This window comes from Klebsiella oxytoca NBRC 105695, assembly GCF_001598695.1.
Taxonomy (GTDB): Bacteria; Pseudomonadota; Gammaproteobacteria; order Enterobacterales; family Enterobacteriaceae; genus Klebsiella; species Klebsiella oxytoca.
Map to the genome: position 1 here is coordinate 48,228 of NZ_BCZK01000004.1, position 21,116 is coordinate 69,343.

19 protein-coding genes are annotated in these 21,116 nt (G+C 57.0%); 3 read left to right on the plus strand and 16 right to left on the minus strand.

Translation table 11 applies throughout. The features are described from left to right. Positions 1-7: 7 nt before the first annotated feature. Positions 8-1,528: a tripartite tricarboxylate transporter permease gene (locus tag KO1_RS08260; RefSeq protein ID WP_024274510.1), complete on the plus strand. Its 1,521-nt coding sequence runs from the start codon at positions 8-10 to the stop codon at positions 1,526-1,528. A gap of 105 nt (positions 1,529-1,633) precedes the next feature. After that, a complete protein-coding gene (locus tag KO1_RS08265; protein WP_004104032.1) occupies positions 1,634-2,257 on the plus strand; it encodes a DUF2238 domain-containing protein in 624 nt (207 codons plus the stop codon). On the opposite strand, the gene menE is transcribed toward KO1_RS08265, so the two are convergent. The 7 genes from menE to KO1_RS08300 form a co-directional block, all read right to left on the minus strand. Continuing rightward, complete coding sequence (gene menE / locus KO1_RS08270; protein WP_024274511.1) at positions 2,234-3,625, minus strand: o-succinylbenzoate--CoA ligase; 1,392 nt, start codon at positions 3,623-3,625, stop codon at positions 2,234-2,236. The genes KO1_RS08265 and menE overlap by 24 nt on opposite strands. Continuing rightward, positions 3,622-4,587 carry an o-succinylbenzoate synthase gene (menC, locus tag KO1_RS08275; protein ID WP_024274512.1) on the minus strand — a complete coding sequence of 322 codons (966 nt, stop codon included), beginning with the start codon at positions 4,585-4,587 and terminating at the stop codon, positions 3,622-3,624. The genes menE and menC overlap by 4 nt, the downstream gene beginning before the upstream one ends. Beyond that, a complete protein-coding gene (gene menB / locus KO1_RS08280; RefSeq protein ID WP_064406870.1) occupies positions 4,587-5,444 on the minus strand; it encodes a 1,4-dihydroxy-2-naphthoyl-CoA synthase in 858 nt (285 codons plus the stop codon). The genes menC and menB overlap by 1 nt, the downstream gene beginning before the upstream one ends. Positions 5,445-5,458: 14 nt before the next feature. Next, a complete protein-coding gene (menH, locus tag KO1_RS08285; RefSeq protein ID WP_023329881.1) occupies positions 5,459-6,217 on the minus strand; it encodes a 2-succinyl-6-hydroxy-2,4-cyclohexadiene-1-carboxylate synthase in 759 nt (252 codons plus the stop codon). Beyond that, complete coding sequence (gene menD, locus KO1_RS08290) at positions 6,214-7,884, minus strand: 2-succinyl-5-enolpyruvyl-6-hydroxy-3-cyclohexene-1-carboxylic-acid synthase (protein ID WP_004104038.1); 1,671 nt, start codon at positions 7,882-7,884, stop codon at positions 6,214-6,216. Before menD ends, menH begins: the two co-directional genes overlap by 4 nt. 47 nt (positions 7,885-7,931) lie before the next feature. Continuing rightward, the gene (gene menF / locus KO1_RS08295; RefSeq protein ID WP_024274513.1) at positions 7,932-9,257 is read right to left on the minus strand and encodes an isochorismate synthase MenF; all 1,326 of its coding nucleotides are present in this window, start codon (positions 9,255-9,257) and stop codon (positions 7,932-7,934) included. Between the two features lie 97 nt (positions 9,258-9,354). Beyond that, positions 9,355-9,816, minus strand: a complete 462-nt coding sequence (locus KO1_RS08300; protein WP_004104042.1) for a GNAT family N-acetyltransferase — start codon at positions 9,814-9,816, stop codon at positions 9,355-9,357. Positions 9,817-9,875: 59 nt separating this feature from the next. Here KO1_RS08300 and rnz point away from each other — a divergent pair, with 59 nt between their 5' ends. Then, positions 9,876-10,796 carry a ribonuclease Z gene (gene rnz, locus KO1_RS08305; RefSeq protein ID WP_023321364.1) on the plus strand — a complete coding sequence of 307 codons (921 nt, stop codon included), beginning with the start codon at positions 9,876-9,878 and terminating at the stop codon, positions 10,794-10,796. Between the two features lie 51 nt (positions 10,797-10,847). On the opposite strand, the gene KO1_RS08310 is transcribed toward rnz, so the two are convergent. The 9 genes from KO1_RS08310 to nuoM form a co-directional block, all read right to left on the minus strand. Next, positions 10,848-11,378: a tyrosine-type recombinase/integrase gene (locus KO1_RS08310; protein ID WP_004114230.1), complete on the minus strand. Its 531-nt coding sequence runs from the start codon at positions 11,376-11,378 to the stop codon at positions 10,848-10,850. A 34-nt stretch (positions 11,379-11,412) separates the two neighbouring features. Next, positions 11,413-11,922, minus strand: a complete 510-nt coding sequence (locus tag KO1_RS08315; protein WP_023321365.1) for a fimbrial protein — start codon at positions 11,920-11,922, stop codon at positions 11,413-11,415. A 12-nt stretch (positions 11,923-11,934) separates the two neighbouring features. Next, positions 11,935-12,978, minus strand: coding sequence for a fimbrial protein (locus tag KO1_RS08320; protein WP_023321366.1), 1,044 nt, complete (start codon positions 12,976-12,978; stop codon positions 11,935-11,937). A gap of 19 nt (positions 12,979-12,997) precedes the next feature. Beyond that, a complete protein-coding gene (locus KO1_RS08325; RefSeq protein ID WP_032728580.1) occupies positions 12,998-15,547 on the minus strand; it encodes a fimbria/pilus outer membrane usher protein in 2,550 nt (849 codons plus the stop codon). 30 nt (positions 15,548-15,577) lie between these two features. After that, positions 15,578-16,240 carry a fimbrial biogenesis chaperone gene (locus KO1_RS08330; protein WP_004104055.1) on the minus strand — a complete coding sequence of 221 codons (663 nt, stop codon included), beginning with the start codon at positions 16,238-16,240 and terminating at the stop codon, positions 15,578-15,580. Positions 16,241-16,302: 62 nt separating this feature from the next. After that, complete coding sequence (locus tag KO1_RS08335) at positions 16,303-16,839, minus strand: fimbrial protein (RefSeq protein ID WP_004104056.1); 537 nt, start codon at positions 16,837-16,839, stop codon at positions 16,303-16,305. 425 nt (positions 16,840-17,264) lie between these two features. Then, the gene (locus KO1_RS08340) at positions 17,265-17,816 is read right to left on the minus strand and encodes a tyrosine-type DNA invertase (RefSeq protein WP_004104057.1); all 552 of its coding nucleotides are present in this window, start codon (positions 17,814-17,816) and stop codon (positions 17,265-17,267) included. Between the two features lie 215 nt (positions 17,817-18,031). Next, positions 18,032-19,489, minus strand: a complete 1,458-nt coding sequence (gene nuoN, locus KO1_RS08345) for an NADH-quinone oxidoreductase subunit NuoN (RefSeq protein ID WP_004104058.1) — start codon at positions 19,487-19,489, stop codon at positions 18,032-18,034. Between the two features lie 6 nt (positions 19,490-19,495). Continuing rightward, positions 19,496-21,025 (minus strand): NADH-quinone oxidoreductase subunit M, encoded by a 1,530-nt coding sequence (gene nuoM / locus KO1_RS08350; protein ID WP_032728583.1) that lies wholly within the window; start codon positions 21,023-21,025, stop codon positions 19,496-19,498. Positions 21,026-21,116 lie beyond the last annotated feature (91 nt).

Consider the following 21,116-nt stretch of genomic DNA (forward strand, 5'->3'; position numbering starts at 1 on the left):
GAAGGTTATGGATATCTGGATTTATCTGTCGCAGGGCTTCGCCGTCGCCATGACGCCGGGCAACCTGACGATCGCGCTGATCGGCTGCTTCGTCGGCACCATCGTCGGACTCCTGCCGGGTCTCGGCCCGATTAACGGCGTGGCGATCCTGTTGCCGCTGGCCTTTGCCCTGCACCTGCCCGCAGAATCGGCGTTAATTCTGCTGGCTACGGTCTATATTGGATGTGAATACGGCGGGCGTATTTCGTCGATCCTGCTCAACGTGCCCGGCGATGCCGCCGCCATTATGACCGCCATCGACGGTTACCCGATGGCGCAGCAGGGACGCGGCGGCGTGGCGCTGTCGATCTCTGCCGTGAGCTCCTTTGTGGGTTCAACGATCGCTATTGGCGGGATCATCCTGTTCGCGCCGATGCTGGCGCAGTGGTCGCTGGCGTTCGGTCCGGCGGAATATTTCGCCCTGATGATTTTTGCCATCGCCTGCCTCGGCAGCATGATGGCGCAAAATCCGCTGAAATCGTTTCTCGCCGCGTTAATCGGGTTGGGGCTGGCGACGGTGGGCGTTGATGCCAATACCGGGGTGTACCGTTTCACTTTCGATAGCGTTCATCTTTCCGACGGCGTGCAGTTTATCGTGGTGGTGATTGGGCTCTTTTCGGTTTCGGAGATTTTGCTGATGCTGGAGAGCACCAGCAGCGGACAGAGGCTGGTACGGAAAACCGGGCGCATGCTGTTTAACGCCAAAGAGGCGGGCCAGTGCGTGGGCGCGACGCTGCGTTCATCGGTGGTGGGTTTTTTTGTCGGTATTCTGCCGGGCGCGGGGGCGACCATTGCCAGCGCCATCACCTATATGACCGAGAAAAAGCTCAGCGGTAACAGCTATACCTTCGGTAAGGGCGATATTCGCGGCGTGGCGGCGCCGGAGGCGGCAAATAACGCCTCCGCCTGCGGATCGTTCATTCCGATGCTTACCCTCGGTGTCCCCGGCTCCGGAACTACCGCGGTGATGATGGGCGCCCTGACCCTCTACAATATCACTCCGGGTCCGGCGATGTTTACCGAGCAGCCGGATATCGTCTGGGGATTAATTGCCGCGCTGCTGATCGCCAACGTGATGCTGCTGATTATGAACATTCCGCTGATCGGTCTGTTCACCCGCATGCTGACGATCCCGCTGTGGTTTCTGGCCCCGGCCATCGCCGCTGTGTCCGCAGTCGGCGTCTACGCGGTACACAGCACCACCTTCGACCTGCTGTTGATGGTTGGGCTGGGCGTGCTGGGCTACATTATGCGTAAGATGCACTTCCCGATGTCGCCGTTGATCTTAGGGTTTGTGCTGGGCGAGATGCTGGAGCAAAACCTGCGACGCGCGCTGTCCATCAGTAACGGCAACGTGGGAATTTTGTGGCAAAGCGGCGTAACTAAAACGCTCCTGGTGTTAGCCATCGCGGTGCTTGTTGTCCCTCCGCTGCTGCGTTACTGGCGCAAGCGCCAGCCTAACACGCAGGGCGACCTGCCCTCTTCCTGATGCGCAACGAAACTGGCGGTCGCTCAGCGCCGCCAGTCTCGGTATACGTTGAATTTTCACCGCACCTGCCTGATAGTTATGGTTTTAACTTTCTGGTGATCCGTTATGACCGTCGCAGCATCCCGCTCGGGGTTAACATTCGCAGCGCTGGCGCTGGCCCTGATTCTTATTTATACCGGTATCAGCGCAGGGGAAAAACTTACCTGGCTGATGGAAGTGACGCCGGTGATTATCATCGTTCCGCTTTTGCTGGCCACGCGCTCTCGCTATCCGCTGACGACGCTGCTTTATGTGCTGATTTTCTTCCATGCCATCATTTTGATGGTCGGCGGTATGTACACCTACGCGAAAGTGCCCATCGGCTTTGATGTCCAGGCGTGGCTGGGTTTGAGTCGTAATCCCTACGACAAGCTGGGGCACTTTTTCCAGGGGCTGGTGCCGGCCCTGGCGGTGCGGGAGATTCTGCTGCGCGGCGGCTACGTTCACGGGCGTAAAATGCTCGCTTTCGTGGTCTGCTGCATTGCGCTGGCGATTAGCGCCGTCTACGAGCTGATCGAATGGTGGGCGGCGCTGGCGCTGGGACAGGGGGCGGATGATTTTCTCGGCACCCAGGGCGATCCCTGGGATACTCAGTCCGATATGTTCTGCGCCCTGCTCGGCGCGCTGACCACCGTTTTTGCGCTGGGCCGCTGGCATACGAAGCAGCTACTGCACGTCCAGCGCATCTGAGGCGGAGCTCTGCTGCTGGTTGACCCAGTCACGTAACGCCCGGCGGGAAATTTTAATTCCGCCGGTTTTCAGCGATTCAGGCAGCCGTAACCAGCGCACAGGCTGCTGAAAGCGCGCCAGCTTATCGGCGCACCAGTCAGCCAGCACGGATGGATCGCCATGATCGCGACACTCTACTACCGCCACCGGCCGCTGGCCAAACTCCGCATCATCCTGCGGCACGATAAAAACTTGCTCAATCAACGGGTGTGCGCCGATAACCCGCTCGACTTCCTCCGGCTGAATGCCTTCTCCGCCGCTAAAAAAAAGATTATCCATTCTTCCAAGGATGGTCAGCCTGCCGTTGTCAAGCCGGCCCCGATCGCGGGTGGCAAACCAGCCATCGGCGTTGGTGAGCGGTATCGTTTGGCCGCCTCGCCAGTAGCCTGCGGCCATGCTGTCCGATCGAAGCCACACTTCGCCATCCACGATGCGCAATTCGCGCCCCGGCAGCGGCAGCCCGACATCCGCCAGGCCATCCGCTTCCTTGGCGCATACCGTGGAGGCAAACTCGGTCAGTCCGTAGCCACACCAGCAGCGGATACCGCGCCTGCGCGCCTGTTCGGTTAGCGCCACCGGGATGGCCGCGCCGCCGAGCAAAACTGCTTTTAACGACACCTCGTCATCGCCGCTCAGCAGCCGCCAGAGCTGGGTTGGCACCAGGGAGGCGTGAGTACAGCCGCGTAGCGCCAGCGCCAGCGGCTGTTTGTCGCGCACCGTCAGGCCTGCGCCGGCAACCAGCCAGCGCCAGAGAATCCCCTGGCCGGAGACGTGAAACAGCGGCAGCGACAGCAGCCAGTCGTCCTGCGGCGCAAAGGGTATCAACGCCAGTACCCCTTCAGCGCTGGCAATATGGGCGCGAAAAGCGTGTACCGCCGCTTTCGGTAGCCCCGTCGACCCCGAAGTCAGCGTCATGGAAGCCATACGATCTTCTCGCCAGTCAGCCGCGCGCTCGCCATTGACGGGGGACAGAGTCAGTGGATTAAGCGTTACTGGAAGATCGCCGCCGTTCAGCACCAGCGCGTGGCGCAGGTCCAGGGTCGGCAGCAGTTCAGCCAGCAGTGGCCCGGGCAGCTGCGGATTCAGCGGCAACACGCGCGCACCGCACTGCAGGAGCGCCAGCCATGCCAGCAAAACATCGGGCTGGTTGTCAGCCCGCAGCAGTACGCCATCACCATCGCGAACGCCCTGGGCGTGCAGTCCTGCCGCCAGCGCATCGATTTGCGCGCACAGTTCCCGCCAGCTTAGCCGCCGCTCGTTCAGGCGCAGCGCATGCGCCTCCCCTCGCTGCTGGCGCCAGTGGCGCCAGGGCCAGTCGCTAAAGGTCACAGCAGCGGCTCCAGTTCATCGACGGTCAGACACGGCAGCTCGCTTTCCGGCCAGCAGCGAACCAGCTGGCCGCGCATGAGGCTCAGGGTATCCAGACCGGGAATGGTATTCGGCGTCAGCCAGGCGGCAATTCGCGCCAGCTGCGTCAGGCCAAGGCTGGACTCAATGGCTGAACTGATAACCGCCGTCAGCCCCAGCGCATGAGCCTGCGCGACCTGCTGCTGGACCTTTTGCAGACTGCCGGTCAACGTCGGTTTAATCACCACCGCGCGCAGACCCGGCTCGGCAGCAAACGTAAAGTCCGCTTCGCGCAGACTCTCATCCCAGGCGATAGCGATGCCCGTTTGTTGGGCAAACGCGCGCGAATCATCGCGGTTTTTGCAGGGTTCTTCGAGAAAGGCGATACGGTTGCGATAGTGCGGGCTCACGTATTTAGCGAACTGCTGCGCCTTCAACGGCGTCCAGGCGCGGTTAGCGTCGAGACGCAGCGTCAGATCGGGAATCGCTTCCAGCAGCAGATTGACCACCATGCCGTCGCGCACCGCCTCATACAGGCCGACCTTGACCTTGGCGACCTTCTCGCCGGGCATCTGCGAAAGCCTGGCGAACAGTTCATCCGGATCGCCGGAACAGAGCGGCGCGGCGCGATAATCCGCCGCCAGCGGCAGCTCACCGCCCAGCTCCGCCAGTGCGCAGCTTATCCCGAAGGCGGCTGAAGGCGGCGTCGGCAACGCGCCATCCTGGCCTTCGCGCCAGGCGTTCGCCCATGCCAGCAGCGCTGCCTGCGCCTCATCCAGCGTTTCCAGACTGAATCCAGGCAGGGGAGAAATCTCCCCCCAGCCTTCGCGCTCGCCATCGCGCAGCTGCAGAAGCAAGCCATCGCGGGTTTTTAACCGCCGTTCACGCAGCACCACTCCCGCGTCCATCGGTAGCTGCCAGCGGTAGACCTGCGCCTGCCGCATTACGGATTCCGTTTAAATTTGCTGAAGTCCGGTTGGCGCTTCTGGTTGAAAGCGTTGCGTCCCTCCTGACCCTCTTCGGTCATGTAAAACAGCATGGTGGCATTGCCCGCCAGCTCCTGCAGTCCCGCCTGACCATCGCAGTCGGCGTTCAGCGCGGCCTTCAGGCAGCGCAGCGCCATAGGACTGTTCTGCAGCATTTCACGGCACCAGCGCACGGTCTCTTTTTCCAGATCAGCCAGCGGCACGACGGTATTGACCAGCCCCATATCCAGCGCCTGCTGCGCGTCGTACTGGCGGCACAGGAACCAGATCTCACGGGCTTTTTTCTGCCCGACAATGCGCGCCATATAGGAGGCGCCCCAGCCGCCGTCAAAAGAACCAACTTTCGGGCCGGTCTGACCGAAGATTGCGTTTTCCGCGGCGATGGTCAGATCGCACATCATATGCAGAACGTGGCCGCCGCCGATGGAGTACCCCGCCACCATCGCCACTACCGGTTTCGGACAGGTACGGATCTGGCGCTGAAAATCGAGTACGTTGAGATGATGAACGCCGGAGTCATCCTGATAGCCGCCGTAGTCGCCGCGGACTTTCTGATCGCCGCCGGCGCAAAAAGCTTTTTCGCCTTCACCGGTCAGGACGATCACGCCGATATTGTCGTCATAGCGGGCATCCGAGAGCGCCTGAATCATCTCTTTGACGGTCAGCGGACGAAACGCGTTACGTACCTGCGGGCGGTTGATGGTTATTTTGGCAATCCCGTCCGCCGATTTGTGGTAGCGAATATCGCTGTAGCCTTCGGAGCAGTCCTGCCATTCAATCGGAGCGTAAAGCATTGCTTCATCAAGAGAGATCATAAAGTGTCCTTCGGTTAACTCGCTAAAAACTGCGCCAGACAAGCCACGACTGCATCGGGGTTTTCCCGATGCGCGTTGTGTCCGGCATGATTAATCACGTGCGTGATGGCGGATAGCTCATCGGCGATGGCGCGAAACTTGCCGTCGCGTTCGCCGCAAAGGTAATGGAATGGGAAATCGCGCGCCCGTAATGCCTCGCGCAGATCGGGCTGTTCAGCCAGTGAGCAGGCCTGCAGCATCGCGGCTAACGCCCTGCCGTTGTTGCAGCTGCGTAGCGCAACCAGCGCCGCACGCTGCGCTGCGTCCAGGGAGGCGAAGACCGGCTGCTGATACCAGTCGGCAAAGACCTGCGTAAGCGGTTCTCGGCGAAAGCGTTCAGCCCAGGCGGCATCGCTGCGCCGGCGCTGCGCACGCTGATTATCGTCCGCCAGACCCGGATGCCCTCCCTCGACGACCAGCCCGCAGAGCCCCTCATGCGACTGGCTGGCATAATACATCGCCACCCGTCCGCCGAGGGAGTACCCCACCAGCCAGTACTTATGCATGTTGTAACTAATTAGCGTATTCTTAATCAGCTCGCTGACATCCGTAAAACGGTTAACTGCCCTATCCGCCGAGCCGCCGTGGCCCGGCAGGTCAATATAGAGACGCGGATACGCACCGAACGCCTGCCCCACCGCCCGCCATTCGAGGCTATCGCCGGCAAAACCATGCAAGAAGACCAGCCAGGGATAGCCCGGCAGCCCGCGTTCCGCATGCGCGTGCAGAATCATAGCTGACTCACCTGCGCAAGCAGCTGCTGGAGGGTTTGCGTACCGTCGGTTTCATTAACCACCAGCTCGATCAGCGTTGCGCCGGGCGCTCGCCAGGCAACGTCCAGCGCGCGCTCCAGCTCACTCCAGTCCGCGGGGCAATGATAAGTCAGGTCGAACATCGCCGCCGCGTGCGCAAAATGGATATTCTGCGGCATCAGATAGAACTGGCTGCGCTGCTCCTGCGGCGTTGGCAGCAGGGAGAAAATCTGCCCGCCGTTATTATTGACGACAATCAGCACCAGCGGCGCGGAGGCCTGACGCAGCAGCGCCAGCGAATTGAGGTCGTAAAGCGCCGAGAGATCGCCGACGATGGCCAGGGTCGGACGCGCGCTGGCACGCTGCACGCCGGCCGTCGTCGCCAGCAGACCATCTATTCCGCTGGCCCCGCGATTGCTGTAGACCGGGTAGCCTGCGGGAAGCTGCGACAGGGCGTCAATTAAGCGCACCACCAGACTGTTGCCGACAAACAGCTGGCCCTGATCCGGCAGGTAGCGACGGATTCGCTGCGCCAACTGGGCCTCGCCGAAATCCTCGCTGCTGGCGACAGCCGCCTGCCATGCCTGGCGTGAAAGCGCAGGAATGACGGTAGCCCACGGCTGCCGCTTTTCCGCCGGATGCTGTTCAAGCCAGCGGTCGATGGCGCACACCAGTCGGCGACCACGATGTTGGGCGGGATCCAGACGACCCGGCAGGTTGTCGATCAGCCAGTACTCTTCAGGTTCGCAGGTGGCCTGCCACTGCAAAACGCGTTTGCTGGTCAGGCTGCTGCCCAGCTGAACGATAATTTGCGCCTGCGCCAGTTCGCTAACCGCTTGACCGTTACCGAGCCACAGATCGGCGCAGGGGAGCGGCTGCCCGGTTTGCGAAAGGACATCGCCAATCAGCGGCCAGCCGAGCGTTTTCGCCCATTCGGCAACCTTCAGGCCCTCTTCCGCGCTCATTCGTCCGGCAACCACGACGCCGCGTTTTTGCCGCCAGAAAAACCAGTCGCGCTGCTTTTCGCTTTCCAGATGCAGATTGTGACTCAGCCAGGGCTTGTCGCTCTGCCACCAGTCGCCGAGCTGCTGCTGCCACGCGACCCCGGTGTCGTCCATATCGCCGTACAGCGGTTCGGCAAAAGGACAGTTAATATGAATGCCGCCGCAGTGCAGCGCGCCGAGCGCCTGGTCGAGGGTCGAGACCAGCCAGCGGGCGGAGATATCCTGCGACGGGCGCGGCAGGGCCAGGGTCTGCGACGGATGCGAAGCAAACATGCCCGGTTGACGAATGGCCTGGTTCGCACCGCAGTCGATGAGCTCCGGCGGCCGGTCGGCGGTCAGTAAAATGAGTTTTTCGCCGGTCAGACCCGCTTCTATCAGCGCAGGATAGAGGTTGGCCGTGGCGGTGCCGGAAGTGACAATCACCGCCACCGGCTGGCCGCTGGCTTTTGCCAGCCCTAACGCCAGATGGCCAAGGCCGCGTTCATCAAAGTGGGTATGGTAAATAAACGCGCGGTTTTCCGCCGCCGCCAGGGTCAAAGGGGTCGAGCGCGATCCGGGCGCAATGCAGATATGCTGCACGCCGTGGCGCGTTAAAGCTTCGAGGATCACCGCCGCCCAGCGTCGGTTAAATGCGCTTACTGACATGAATTTGTCCGATATCAAATATTGACGCTAAGTATAGATAAAGCCCGTTATTGCCGTTTTGATATGCATCGTTTTATCTCTGCTTCTGTGAGCAGTAACGAACGCAATCCTGCAGCTTTATTTTCAATTTCCTGCCACTCTTGCTCCGGGTCAGAGCCGCTGACGATGCCCGCTCCGGCGTAGAGCCTGAGCGTATGCTGCCGTACCTTCGCCGAGCGTAGCGAAACGCAAAATTCGCTTTGCGCCAGCGACAGATAACCGGCGGAGCCCGCATACCAGTCGCGGGTAAAAAGCTCGTTCCGGGTGATAAAATCCAGCGCCACCTGACGCGGCAGCCCGGCGACCGCCGCCGTGGGCTGGAGCTGGCGCAGACAGCGGGCATCATCGGGGACGTCCAGCTCGGCCCATATACAGCGCCGCAGATGCTGCACTTTACGCAAACGGACGATCTGCGGCGGCAGCACCTCCAGCGCGCGCGTCTCCGCCTGCATACGCTGACAGATATCCTCAACCACCAGCATATTTTCCCGCTGGTTCTTGTCATCGCCCATCAGCCAGTCGCCCAGGCGCTGCGCCTGGCGATCGTCCTCATGGCTGGCCGCTGTTCCCGCCAGCGCCTCGGTACGCATCAGCGCGCCGCGCCGTCGCCATAGCCGTTCCGGCGTTGAGCCGAAGAAGGCTTCTTGCGGATTAAAGGCCATCAGATAATGAAAACAGTGCAGATTGCTGCGGCGGCTGGCGGCCATTATCGCCCCGGCGTTCAGCGGGGCGGCAAACTGCAAATCGGTGGCGCGCGCCAGCACGACTTTATCCATCTCCCCTGCCGCTATCGCCTGTGTCGCCTGTGCAACCAGATCTCGCCACTGCGGATAAGCCGGGAAATGCTGCTCACTGAGCAGAGAAGGAAGCGTGCCAGGCTGCGCTTGCCGGGTCGTCAGCGAGCGGAGAAACTCGCGCGCCGCGCAGGCATCGTCACGGAGTGAGGTATCGCTATACAGCGTCAGGCGTAGCGTGGCGTGACCGCCAAGCCGACGCCACTCCAGCCTCGGCAACAGCAGCATGCCGCGCTGCGGATCAAACGCATTAAGGCCGCAAATCCGCAGATCGTCACGCGCTTGTTGCTGAAGAAAAGCGTGCGCCTGCGGCAGAGAGGAAAAGATTTTTACCGCCCCCAGAGCGGCCAGCTCTTCATCGCCGCTGCGCTGCTGCCAGTAGAACTGCGGCCACTGCTGCTGATGGGTACACCACAGAAGCGGATCAAAAGCGTCATTCAGCGCGAAGGGGATATCGAAGATGCGCCAGCCGGGCGATGGCGGAAACGCTTCATCCAGGCAGCGGTACAGGCTTTCCAGCGCGGTGGACACAGACAGCACGCAAACCTCCACGGAGTAAAAACCCCACATTATACGGGGTACTGCTGCGGAATAGCAGTACCCACGATGAGGGAGCGGCTTTTAATCAGCCCGGCGGCTAGTGGGTGGCGATTTCGTATGCCATGCCAATATGGTCGATGCCGTCCTCGTCGTAGACATCGGTCACCGGCACAAAGCCGAAGCTGGCGTAGAATTTTTGCAGATGCGCCTGGGCGCCAAGATAGATGGCCTTTTGCGGCCAGTGTTGACGGCAGCTGGCCAGCGCCTGCTCCATCAGCTGATAGCCCAGCTTTTCGCCGCGCACCGCCGGGCTGACGATCACCCGGCCAATCACGACCGGCTCATATTCATCATCGCTCTTGAGAATGCGCGCATAGGCCACCAGTTCATCGCCGCGCCAGCCGAGAAGATGGCGGTTCTCACCTACCAGATCGTCGCCGTCGATATCCTGATAGGCGCAGGTTTGTTCGACAACGAACACCGCACAGCGTAATTTCAGCACAGCATAGAGCTGGGGGACGGTCAGTTCAGCGTGGTGAAGATCCTGCCATGTCATCATCTGCGGTTCCTTAGTTGGTATACTTTGTTTTTTGACCCACGCCCTGAGGACACTGGACGATGGAATTACTCTTTTTGGGGACATCCGCTGGCGTGCCAACCCGTACGCGTAATATGACGTCGATGGTGCTGAATTTGCAACAGCCAACTATGGCGGAGATGTGGCTGTTCGACTGCGGGGAGGGAACGCAGCATCAGTTTCTCCACACCCCTTATCATCCCGGCAAGCTGAATAAGATCTTTATTACCCATTTACATGGCGATCATCTGTTCGGTCTTCCCGGCCTGCTGTGCAGCCGCTCAATGCAGGGTAATTCTCTGCCGTTAACGCTATACGGGCCAAAGGGGCTTAAGGAGTTTGTGGAAACCGCCCTGCGTCTTAGCGGTTCCTGGACCGATTATCCACTGGCAATCGTCGAAGTCGAACCGGGTCTGGTATTTGATGAAGCCGGTTTCCGGGTCACCGCCTGGCCGTTAAACCATCCGGTTGAGTGCTACGGCTATCGGATCGAACAGCATGATAAGCCGGGTACCCTTGATGCCGCACAGCTTATCGCCGAGGGGGTGCCTCCCGGTCCGTTGTTCCACCGCTTAAAACTGGGGCTGACGGTTGAACTGGAAGATGGTCGGTTGATTGACGGCAGCCGCTACCTTGGGCCGGTAACGCCCGGTAAGAAGCTGGCGATTTTCGGCGATACCGCCCCCTGCCCGGAGGCGCTGGAGCTGGCGCGTGGCGTGGACGTTATGGTTCATGAGGTTACGCTCGAACAGGCGATGGCGGAAAAAGCCAACGGTCGCGGGCATTCATCCAGCCAGCAAACGGCGGCGTTAGCGAGGGAAGCAGGCGTCGGGACGCTTATCGCCACTCATTTTAGCTCGCGCTATGATGCCGAAGGCTGTCATCGGCTGTTGGCTGAGTGTCGGGAGGTCTTTCCCCCTACCGTGCTGGCGGAAGATTTTCTGGTTTATAACATCGAATAAAAAAACAGGCGTAACGCGGGAGATGAACGTTACCCGCGATTACGCCAAAAATTACTCTTCAACATAACCGTTATAACGCAGAATAGATTTTAAATTGCGATAGCCAAGATAATCCTGGATAGAGTCATCATCTATGCCTTTTTTACCCAATTCATATCCGCAAGCATGGCGCAGCATCCGCGGGTGAATATTTTGCTTCAGTTTCGCCAGCTCACAGCATTCACGAATGATTTGATAAAAACGCTGGCGAGTCATCTGATTTCCCCGCGAAGAGATAAAGAGTAAATCATTATGGGCTGGATAACACTCTCTGGCCAACAGCCAGCGCTGTAATGAGATAATCTCTTTGGGTTGTAATGGATGATACCCCGAGATACCGTGACGCGCCCGGCGAATATAAATTCGTTTTCCCGGCAGGTCGACATCCCGCAAAGTTAATGCGGTAATTTCATTAATCCGACAACCGTGCAAAAAGCACATTTGGATCATGCAGCTATTTCTCTCGGGGTGCGCACAATAATGTGCGGCAAGCACCAGGCGCTCAACGTCTTTAACGCTCAGATATTCCGTCTCATCCTGCATATGACATTCCTTTTCATCCATTTAATACATACAATTACTGATAGGTAAAAGTCAGCTGCACCACCGACTCGAATTTTCCCACTTTTGCTCCGCCCTGCGTTGAATATAAGCGCGCGGCCAGCGGGAATTCGCCTTTGCCGGTGCTACCGTTAATAGCAATAGTCATCCGATCCTGGTTTTTATAGGTTGTGGAATGATCGGTATTGGTTATCTGCAGCGCGATATTTTGCGCCGCATCGCTGGCGGCCATATTGGCGAAATGCGTGGCATCATCGCCGTCGGTCACGCCATCAAATTTCACCGTCGCTTTCGTCGTACCCGCCGGGCAATTTTCAACGTTCAGGCTAAAGGTTTTCCACTCAGAAGCGGTGCCGGCAGTTTGAAAATCGATATTCAGCAGCGTGCCGAAATTCACCTCCTGATACTTCGTATCGGTGCTGACGTCGCAGGGGAGATAATATATATTACCCTTCACGTTCAGAGGGATGCCGCCCCAGGATGAAAAAACAGGCAGCAGCAATGCCAGCCATAGCGCCTTTTTCATTATTCACTCCTGCTATTCGATTTCTGCTTGAATGGTTGCCGTCGCCGTAAATCCGCCGCCATCGGGTACATTCCCGGTGGTATTAATCGGATAGATTTTCATGGTCGTGTCCCCTTTCTGGGTCGCGTAATTCAGATTGACCGGCAGCATTCCGGATATAACGGGGATTTTGACACCAGTAATATTTTCTATACGAACCGCAATATCACTATTTGTGGTCGCCAGCGCGGTACTGTCATTCGTATCCGCCGTTCCCTGGAAGGAAAGCGCAATTTTTACCCCTGAGGAAATATTAGTACAGGCTACCGTCATATTGACAACATGCGGCGTAAAGCCCGTCGGCATCTGACCTGAAGTTTTAAAGTTATTCGCGGCAATATCGCCGAAGTCGATATTAATCGGCTGACCGGTATTAATCTCGCAGGACTGCGGTACTGTTACCGAGCCGCTCATTGAGATCTGCGTGAGAGGAATACTGCTATAGCTCCCCGTTTTCCGCGACCCGTAAACGTTCAGGATCACCGTTGGCGGGATCGTCACCTGACCGACGAACGGCCGGGTAAAGTAGAGCGAGATATATCCCACTGAACCGGTATTAAACAGCGTACCGCCCGGGTTACAGGCATAACCCTGATTATTTAGATTGCTTTTATCCTGAATGGGCGTCGGTAAATACTGATTCACCCCGCCGGCAATAAATAGCTCGCTGGCGATTTCCAGATATTTATTCAGCTGATAATAATTCAAGCCGCTTCGGGTTTGCGTCGCGACTAATCCCGGAACAGTGGCTCGAAAATACGTAGTACCAGTAACATCGCTACCGCAATCACATTTCGCTTGATAGGTTCCCCCGGTAGTCCAATGGTACAGACGAGGGAACGCCATTCCGGCCTGGTTTTGCGAAGGGTTAGTAAAAGTTTCAATAAATGAAAAGCTGTCCTGGAAAGGAGCTCCGCCATTACCCGTATTCTGACACCAGCCCGTTTCCGCCATAATCTGCGGCGATATCGCCAGCGCCGCCAGACCGGTCAGTAATCCCCATGAAAATCGTTTCATTGTCTCTGCATCCTTTCGATTAACGGCATAGCCCCTGGGCTACGATAATGCCGGTGAGGCTTTTCCCTGACGGCAGCGCATACTGGACCCGGCAGCGATCTTGCGCGCTGGCCCCCCACTTCACGTTAAGTACGCCGCTAGATTCCAGCCCGGTCAGATAGACCTGGCCGCTATCGCCAACGATAAAAGCTTGCTCAGATGACGCGGCTCCAGGAATGCTGACCATGGCGCCAAAAGGCACCGGCCGCCCGTTATCCTGACGCACCGTCATCAGCACCCGGCTACCGACGCTGGTAGCGTAATTAGCGCGCACTACCGCCCCGCGGGTTGGCACCACCGTTTGCGTCGTTAGCTCAAGGTCGACATCATCCGGCATCGTGCTGGTATCAAGCGTTAAGGTGTTTTTACGATACGGCGAGGTGTAAGGCACCAGGGCATAGCCCCGCCAGTCGGTTCTGACGCCGGTCTGGTTGTTGATGCCAACGCCAGCGGCGCCTGGTGCTTTAACTAAAGCGAGGGTTTCACCAAATGGCTGCCCGAGCGTCAGCCCATTCTCATGCGCCAGAACTCCGCCGCGCAGGGCGTAGTTAAGGCGGTGGCTATATTTATCATGACTGTAGCCGCCGGTCAGTTCCGCGTAGGTCGCACGCCAGTCGGCGTTAACGCTACCGCTCTCCCCTCTTCCCTGGCTGGTGTAACCTTCCTGTACGCTCCAGCTCAGGTTGTTACGCTCCAGCAAGGTACCGGAGAGGCCCAGGTTGTTGGTCGTGGAGCCATTTTTGCTGCTGTTAAGGGAGTAGTTGGCATAGACCGGATTAGGTAGCCAGTCGCCCAGCGGTATGCTGATGCTTAAGGCGAACAGATGGTCTTCATCATTACGTTTACCGGTGTTCTGATCGGTGGTATTGCGATTGTAGCTATAGTTCATGCTATAGCTGATGCCGCGCCAGCTATTGTTGTAACCGACGCCCACGGACTCCATGGTACGACCGGTGTTCCAGTAGTCCTCGCGAATATAGCTTAGCGATAGCGACCCCATCTCATCGCCAAGACTCTGGCTGATCGTCACCTCTCCCCGGTTGCGCCGCCGTTCCACTGAAGGCGTATAGGCGTCATCGCGATAGGTATCCAGCACCTCCTGCATATCCCAGTAACCGCTGGTGGCATAGCGATATCCTGCCAGGCTGACGTTGGTCCCTAATCCCGGAAGATCTTTGCTGTAACGAAGACGAACCGACTGACCGCTCTCTTTATCTTTATCCTGGCGATTCGACCAGGCCTGGGTAACGTCGGTCGACACGGCTCCCAGTTCGCCGAGGTTTTTGCCCATACCCAACGCCAGCGACTGATATTTGCTACTAAACTGACCGCCGCCGTACAACGTCCATCCCCATGGCAGACCGTAGATGGCCGTTGCCTGAGAGAGAGGCGTCTCGTCAATACTGTTGTCGTAGGCGCGATACACCCCAGTAGTTACGCTATATTTCAGACGCCCTTCACGCTGCAGAACGGGGAGTGAAGCATAGGGCACGATCAGGTTCTGCTCGCTGCCATCGGCCTCTTTGATAGTCACAGACAGATCGCCAGAACCCCCGGTCGGATACATATCGGTGATTTCAAATGCCCCGGGGGAGACATAGGTCTGATAAATCTCATAGCCGTTCTGGCGAATAATGACCTGGGCGTTAGTCCGCGCGATCCCGCGCACAACCGGCGCATAGCCGCGCAGGCTTTCCGGCAGCATATCGTCATCGGAAGCCAGCATCGCTCCGCGAAAGGGAATGCCTTCAAAAACGTCGGCGTCGGTGCTACTGTCGCCCAGCGTCATCACCCCTTGCAGAGCATTAATATTGCGCTGCGCATAGGTGTAAACCGTATCCCAGCTGTTACTCGACTCGCCGCCGCCGCTGCTGCGGGTCCAGGTCGTGTAGTTACGCAAACGCCACGGTCCGATGTTAATACCGGGACGGAGGTTAACGTATTGATTATCGCTATCCGGCGTGTCGTTCTTGCGCGACCAGTTGTTGGCTCCGCTAAAAGCGTAATTCAGCAGCAGCGCCGTCACCCCGTCATCCCACTGTTTAGGATCGACCCAGCCCCGGGCTGCGCTGGACACTGCCGCCTGAGGGAAGCTTAATAACAGCCGCTGTTGGCTGAAACGAAACTCGGCTTTCGCCTGCGGTATGACGCTCATATCCGCACAGTTTGCTGACTTACGCCCCAGGTCTGGAAACCGGGAGACGCGCACGCCCCATTCCGCAAGCTCTTCAACCTTCAGGCACGGCTGCAGTTCCGTTTTCCCGGCGCCTTCCCCCTGCTGAAAAGTCACATCGCGGGTATCCATAAAAACGTTATTAAGGTAAATATCCACCCGATAGCTGCCCGGCTGCTGGCCTCCGACCTGCTCATAGGCTGATAAATCCCTGATGCCCGTCTGAGGTCCATCCATTTCCAACAAGGCCGGGTTGAAAACATCCCGCGCCAGGACCTCGTCACACAGCGGTAACAGCGCAACGGCCAGAGCTCCGGCTATCCGGTTAAGCCGCCATTTTTTATGATTATTTTTCATTTTCTCTGGAACTCCCTGGCCAGACAGCCTCTACAAATTAGCGCGGTGCTGCGCGCCGATTCCGCCGTAATCGTTAATCAGCTTCCACTGCAAAGCGCCGGCGCTGCCGCGCGGTAGTTCAAAGCGCGCCGTTTCCCCTGGCCCCACCCAGTTGGCGTCCTTGACTTCGGCCCCGCCTATTTTGACCTCGGCGAAATTCATATAGAACGCGGTCGGATTGGTTACCTGGAGCGTGTTACCGCTACGCGCCCAGCGAAGCTGTTCCGTTACCATCTCCGGCGAACCCACGACGGATTTAGGTCGATAGATGAGTTTGATGCGCGTTTTGATCGCGATCTGCAGGGTGTTGGCCCCGGCTTTCGCTTGCGAAGAAGGAATCGCTTTGATGTTCATCCAGAACATGCTCTCTTTGTTTTCCGGCAGGCCGCCGCTATAAATCACCCGCAGACGGGTTTGCTGCTCGCCATCCAGGCGAAATAAAGGCGGAGTCAACAGAAAAGGGGCGGCCCCCTGCGCAGCTTCTACCCAGCTTTGAATGAGATAAGGCGTAGCATCGGTATTGGTAACGCTCAGAGAGGATTCTTTTTTGCCCCCGGGATATATCAGGCGAGTGCCCCCGGTGACGACGCCCGCATGTGCCGCAGCGCCCACTAACAGCCATCCAGCCATTAGCACTTTCAGGTATCGTTTCATCTCCAGCTCCCTGGAAAAGCGAGCCACGCAGGGCTCGCTAACACTGTCATACAAACGGAGAATCAGTTGTAGCTGATAGTGAAGTTCGCGCTACCGTCTGCCTTACCGGCAACCACTGTGGTATCAGTCTGGATATAACGAACGCGGAACGGCAGATCGATTTTGCCGGTAGCCGGAATATTCAGGCTGGTGGAACGGGTGAACAGCGGCAGGGTATTGTTGTTGCTGCCATCAACCAGCTGCAGGGCCACGCCTTCGGCAACGTCAGGATCGGTACCGGCGCCGGTCAGCTCCAGTTTTTCATTATCACCGTTGACGTTAGGGCCGGAGAACAGTACCGATGCTTTGGCGACGGTCGTCGGGCAGTTTTCCAGTTTGATCGAGAAATCCTGTTCAGCCGCAGTAGAACCGGTACCGCTAAACGCGGTCTTGGCAATCTGCCCCATATGAACTTCCAGCGGGTTGGTCATGTCGTTAACCACGTCACAGCCAGCATCGATGATTTCGCCGAGAAACTTCACCTGACCGTCATCCGCCAGCGCAGCACCAGAGAACGCCGCGCAACCGGCAACTACAGCAGCAAGTAATGTTTTTTTCATGATTTATCCTTTTCAATGCAGTCAATGCATTAATTTAAAAGCGCAATACTGAGCGCATCCTTTTATTTACGCTTGATATTAATAACGCTTCAAAACATTGACCCATGAATGGATATAATATTTTGAAGTGGTCATTTTGTATCAATTTGACCACTTCAATTAATTGAAATATAAATTGCCAGGGAAGGCATATTTGATTTTATATTTGCCAGGTGAAACCTTAATAAACACGATAAAACACTAAGGGTCGAAAGGAGAGACAACTCATGCATTAAACTAATTTAAATAACCCCAAGAATAAATGACACCAATATATAATTTAAGCATATGAAAAACATAACAAAAAATATTGTTAATCATAAATTGACATTGTTACCACCTGTGGATAGCATAGGAGACAGTTTGATACAAAATGACTATTTCATTTACCAAACCTCTCTAAATCTTGCATCATTACTTGCTGTATAAATGACCGTATGCTGAATATTCCTGTGCCCGAGAAAATCCTGGATTAATCGCGTATCGACACCGTTGTTAGCCAGCGCAAAACCGCAGGCGTGGCGCAGCATATGGGGATGAGCGCTGATCTCCAGCTGGGCGACAAGACTCAGGTTCTTCATCATCTGATATATTCGCTGCCGGGATAAAGGTTGACCATTGCGCGATAAAAAGAGCCAGCCGGAATGATTACCGGGATAATCCTTACGCACGCGCAGCCATTCATTAAGAACTTTCACCTCTTGTTTATATATGGGATGGGTCGTTGAAAAGCCATTTTTTAACCGTCGAATATAAATAACCCCGCTTTGAATATCGATATCCGAGAGCTTCCAGTGACGAATTTCACTCACCCTGCATCCATGATTAAAACACATCCACAATAAACAGACATCGCGTTCCGGGTTAGCCCCCCGCCTGGCTGCATCAACCAAACGCTGAACTTCACCGACAGTCAAATGCTTACGCCTTGTTTTCATTCACTTTCTCCATCTACAGAACACAACAGTGTGCGTATCAATAATAGTACGGAAAATAAGAGGATGAGTGGAAACGTAAAGTGAGATTAATATGATAAAAAGCATGAATAATACGAAAAATAGGCAATATTAAAGAAAATTCCCATCGCTTGCTGGTAGAGATAAAAAAAGGACCGCCGAAGCGGTCCTTGTTCGTTCCCAATCTGCGTGCAGCATTACATCAGCGGCGTCGCCAGCTGTACGATGTTGATGAGCGGTTGCGGCCACACGCCGAGCACCAGCACCAGCAGCGCGGAGATCAGCACGACGATGCCGCCGGCGCTGTACTGCCAGTTAGACGGCGCATCGCGATTCAGTTTCTCCGGCGCGCTGAGGTAGAGGCTCACCGCCACGCGCAGATAGTAGTAGAGGCCAATCGCCGAACCCACGACCACCGCCCCGACCAGCCACCACAGGTGCGCATGCACACCCACCGCCAGCACGTAGAACTTACCGATAAAGCCCAGCGTCATCGGGATACCGGCAAGAGACAGCATCATCACCGTCATCACCGCCGACAGAATAGGTCGGTGCCAGAACAGGCCGCGATAGGAGTAGAGCGAATCCGCATCCGGTCCGCGATACGGGCTGGACATCAGGCTCACCACGCCGAAAGCGCCGAGGCTGCTGAACAGATATCCGGCCAGATAGACGCCCACCGCTTCCATCGACATCTCACCGCTCTGCAGGGCAATCAGCGCCACCAGCAGATAGCCAAGATGGGAAATGGAAGAGTAGCCGAGCAGACGTTTGATGTTGGTCTGGCTCAGGGCCATCAGGTTACCAAAGATAATCGATGCAAAGGCGATCAGACCCAGTACCACCCGCACTGCCTCGCTGTCACCCACCGGCATGTAAAGGAACAGACGCATGACCACACCGAAGATAGCAATCTTGCTGGCGGTGGCCAGAAAGGTCGATACTGGGGCAGGCGCGCCCTGGTAGACGTCCGGCGTCCACAGATGGAACGGCACCAGCGACAGCTTAAAACCAAGACCGACAATCATCAGGCCGAGACCGGCCAGCAGCAGCGGCTCATGCAGCATGCCATCCGTCAGGCTCTTACCGAGCGCCAGGAAGGAGAGGTTACCGGAATTTGCATACACCAGCGCCATACCGAACAGCAGGAACGAAGAGGCAACGGCGGACAGGATCGTATATTTGATACTGGCCTCCAGCGAACGTTTCTGGCGGAAAGCGTAGCCGACCAGGCCAAACAGCGGCAGCGAAATCAGTTCAATGCCGAGGAACAGCGCCGCAAGATGGTTCGCGCCCGCCAGCAGAATGCCGCCCAGCGCGGCAATCAGCACCAGCAGATAGAACTCTTCTTTATTGTCCTTGTAACCCTCAAGCCACGGGTAGGCAAAGGTGCAGGTTGCCAGGCTGGCCAGCAGCACCAGGCCGGTATAGAGCATGGCGTAGCCGTCAACGCGGATCAGCGGCGTGACGTCCATCGCCCCGTTCTGGCCTACGAACCAGAGTGAGATCAGCGCGGCGTTAAGGCCGAGAACCGACAGCGTGGCATTAAGGAAATGATTGCGTCGCCACGCAATGGAGAGCATCACAACCACCACCGTCAAGCCGACGATCAGCAACGGTAGCAGTGCGATCAGTTGTTGTGGAGTTATTGTCATGGCGAATTACGGCCTTGTAGTAGAAACAGAATTAACAAACCACTGCTGAATGTTGCTCATCGCAGAGTGCGAGGTGTCCAGAATCGGCTGCGGGAAGAAGCCCAGCAGCACCAGCAGAACAACCAGCAGCAGGATGATCGACAGTTCACGCAGGGACATTCCCGGCAGCGCTTTGGCGGCGATTTCGCTTTTTGCTTTACCGAAGTACGCGCGATGCAGCATCGACAGCGAGTATACGGAAGCGAACACCAGACCAAAGGTAGAAATAACGGTAATCACCGGCACGGTCTTATAGCTACCGAACAGAATCATAAATTCGCCGACGAAGTTACCGGTGCCCGGCATCCCGAGGGTCGCCACCGCAAAGAACATCGACAGCGCCGGCAGCCACTTAATTTTGCTCCACAGACCGCCCATCTGGCGCATATCGCGCGTATGCAGACGCTCGTAAAGCTGACCGCAAAGGATAAACAGACCGGCTGCTGACAGACCATGAGCGATCATCTGAATCACCGCCCCCTGGTAAGCCAGCTGGCTGCCGGTGTAGATAGCAATCAGCACGAAGCCCATATGGGAGACGGAGGTGTAAGCGATCAGACGCTTAATATCGTACTGGCTGAAGGCCATCCACGCGCCGTAGAAAATACCGATGACGCCAAGCCACATCGCGATCGGCGCAAATTCGGCGGAAGCGTTCGGGAACAGCGGCAGCGCAAAGCGCAGCAGGCCGTAGGCCGCGGTTTTCAACAGGATCCCCGCGAGGTCAACGGAACCCGCGGTCGGCGCCTGAGAGTGCGCATCCGGCAGCCAGCCGTGCAGCGGAACCACCGGCATTTTTACCGCGAAAGCGATAAAGAAGCCCAGCATCAGCAGGTATTCCACGCCGTGCGACATCGGCGTCTTCAGCAGCTCTTCATAGTTGAAGGTCCATACGCCGGTAGCGTTGAAGTGCACAAACGCCAGCGCCAGGATGGATATCAGCATCACCAGACCGCTCGCCTGGGTATAAATGAAGAACTTGGTTGCCGCCGTGATACGCGTTTTACCGTCGGAAGCCTTATGGCCCCACAGCGCGATCAGGAAGTACATCGGCACCAGCATCATTTCCCAGAAGAAGAAGAACAGGAACAGGTCGATAGCCAGGAATACGCCGATCACGCCGCCGAGGATCCACATCAGGTTAAGATGGAAAAACCCCTGATATTTCTCGATTTCGCGCCACGAACAGAGCACCGCCAGCACGCCGAGCAGCCCGGTCAGCACCACCATCAGCAGCGACAGACCGTCGATAGCCAGATGAATGCTAATCCCGAAGCGTGGGATCCACGGCATCACGAATTCCGACTGCCACTGCGGAATACCGGTAGATTGCGTGAGAGAATAGCCGCCCTGCATCCACAACTGCAGGCCAAGCATAAACGTCAATCCCATAGTGATCAGCGCGATCCAGCGCGGCACCTTTACGCCAAAGCGTTCAGTCTGCCAGCACAGGAAGCCGCCGATGAAGGGAATTAATATTAGCCAGGGTAATAACATGGCGATCTTTATTCCTTGTTAAAGTCCCGTTCAGGACCGATTTTCAACGAATTCTCACAGAAAATTCACTTCGGATTGCGGGTGTTATTGC

Excerpts from the sequence above, each read along its gene's own strand:
- KO1_RS08260 (WP_024274510.1), top strand. The coding sequence starts at position 8 with ATGGATATCTGGATTTATCTGTCGCAGGGCTTCGCCGTCGCCATGACG.
- KO1_RS08265 (WP_004104032.1), top strand. The coding sequence starts at position 1,634 with ATGACCGTCGCAGCATCCCGCTCGGGGTTAACATTCGCAGCGCTGGCG.
- menC (WP_024274512.1), bottom strand. The coding sequence starts at position 4,587 with ATGCGGCAGGCGCAGGTCTACCGCTGGCAGCTACCGATGGACGCGGGA.
- menB (WP_064406870.1), bottom strand. The coding sequence starts at position 5,444 with ATGATCTCTCTTGATGAAGCAATGCTTTACGCTCCGATTGAATGGCAG.
- menH (WP_023329881.1), bottom strand. The coding sequence starts at position 6,217 with ATGATTCTGCACGCGCATGCGGAACGCGGGCTGCCGGGCTATCCCTGG.
- menD (WP_004104038.1), bottom strand. The coding sequence starts at position 7,884 with ATGTCAGTAAGCGCATTTAACCGACGCTGGGCGGCGGTGATCCTCGAA.
- KO1_RS08300 (WP_004104042.1), bottom strand. The coding sequence starts at position 9,816 with ATGATGACATGGCAGGATCTTCACCACGCTGAACTGACCGTCCCCCAG.
- rnz (WP_023321364.1), top strand. The coding sequence starts at position 9,876 with ATGGAATTACTCTTTTTGGGGACATCCGCTGGCGTGCCAACCCGTACG.
- KO1_RS08310 (WP_004114230.1), bottom strand. The coding sequence starts at position 11,378 with ATGCAGGATGAGACGGAATATCTGAGCGTTAAAGACGTTGAGCGCCTG.
- KO1_RS08315 (WP_023321365.1), bottom strand. The coding sequence starts at position 11,922 with ATGAAAAAGGCGCTATGGCTGGCATTGCTGCTGCCTGTTTTTTCATCC.
- KO1_RS08320 (WP_023321366.1), bottom strand. The coding sequence starts at position 12,978 with ATGAAACGATTTTCATGGGGATTACTGACCGGTCTGGCGGCGCTGGCG.
- KO1_RS08325 (WP_032728580.1), bottom strand. The coding sequence starts at position 15,547 with ATGAAAAATAATCATAAAAAATGGCGGCTTAACCGGATAGCCGGAGCT.
- KO1_RS08330 (WP_004104055.1), bottom strand. The coding sequence starts at position 16,240 with ATGAAACGATACCTGAAAGTGCTAATGGCTGGATGGCTGTTAGTGGGC.
- KO1_RS08335 (WP_004104056.1), bottom strand. The coding sequence starts at position 16,839 with ATGAAAAAAACATTACTTGCTGCTGTAGTTGCCGGTTGCGCGGCGTTC.
- KO1_RS08340 (WP_004104057.1), bottom strand. The coding sequence starts at position 17,816 with ATGAAAACAAGGCGTAAGCATTTGACTGTCGGTGAAGTTCAGCGTTTG.
- nuoN (WP_004104058.1), bottom strand. The coding sequence starts at position 19,489 with ATGACAATAACTCCACAACAACTGATCGCACTGCTACCGTTGCTGATC.
- nuoM (WP_032728583.1), bottom strand. The coding sequence starts at position 21,025 with ATGTTATTACCCTGGCTAATATTAATTCCCTTCATCGGCGGCTTCCTG.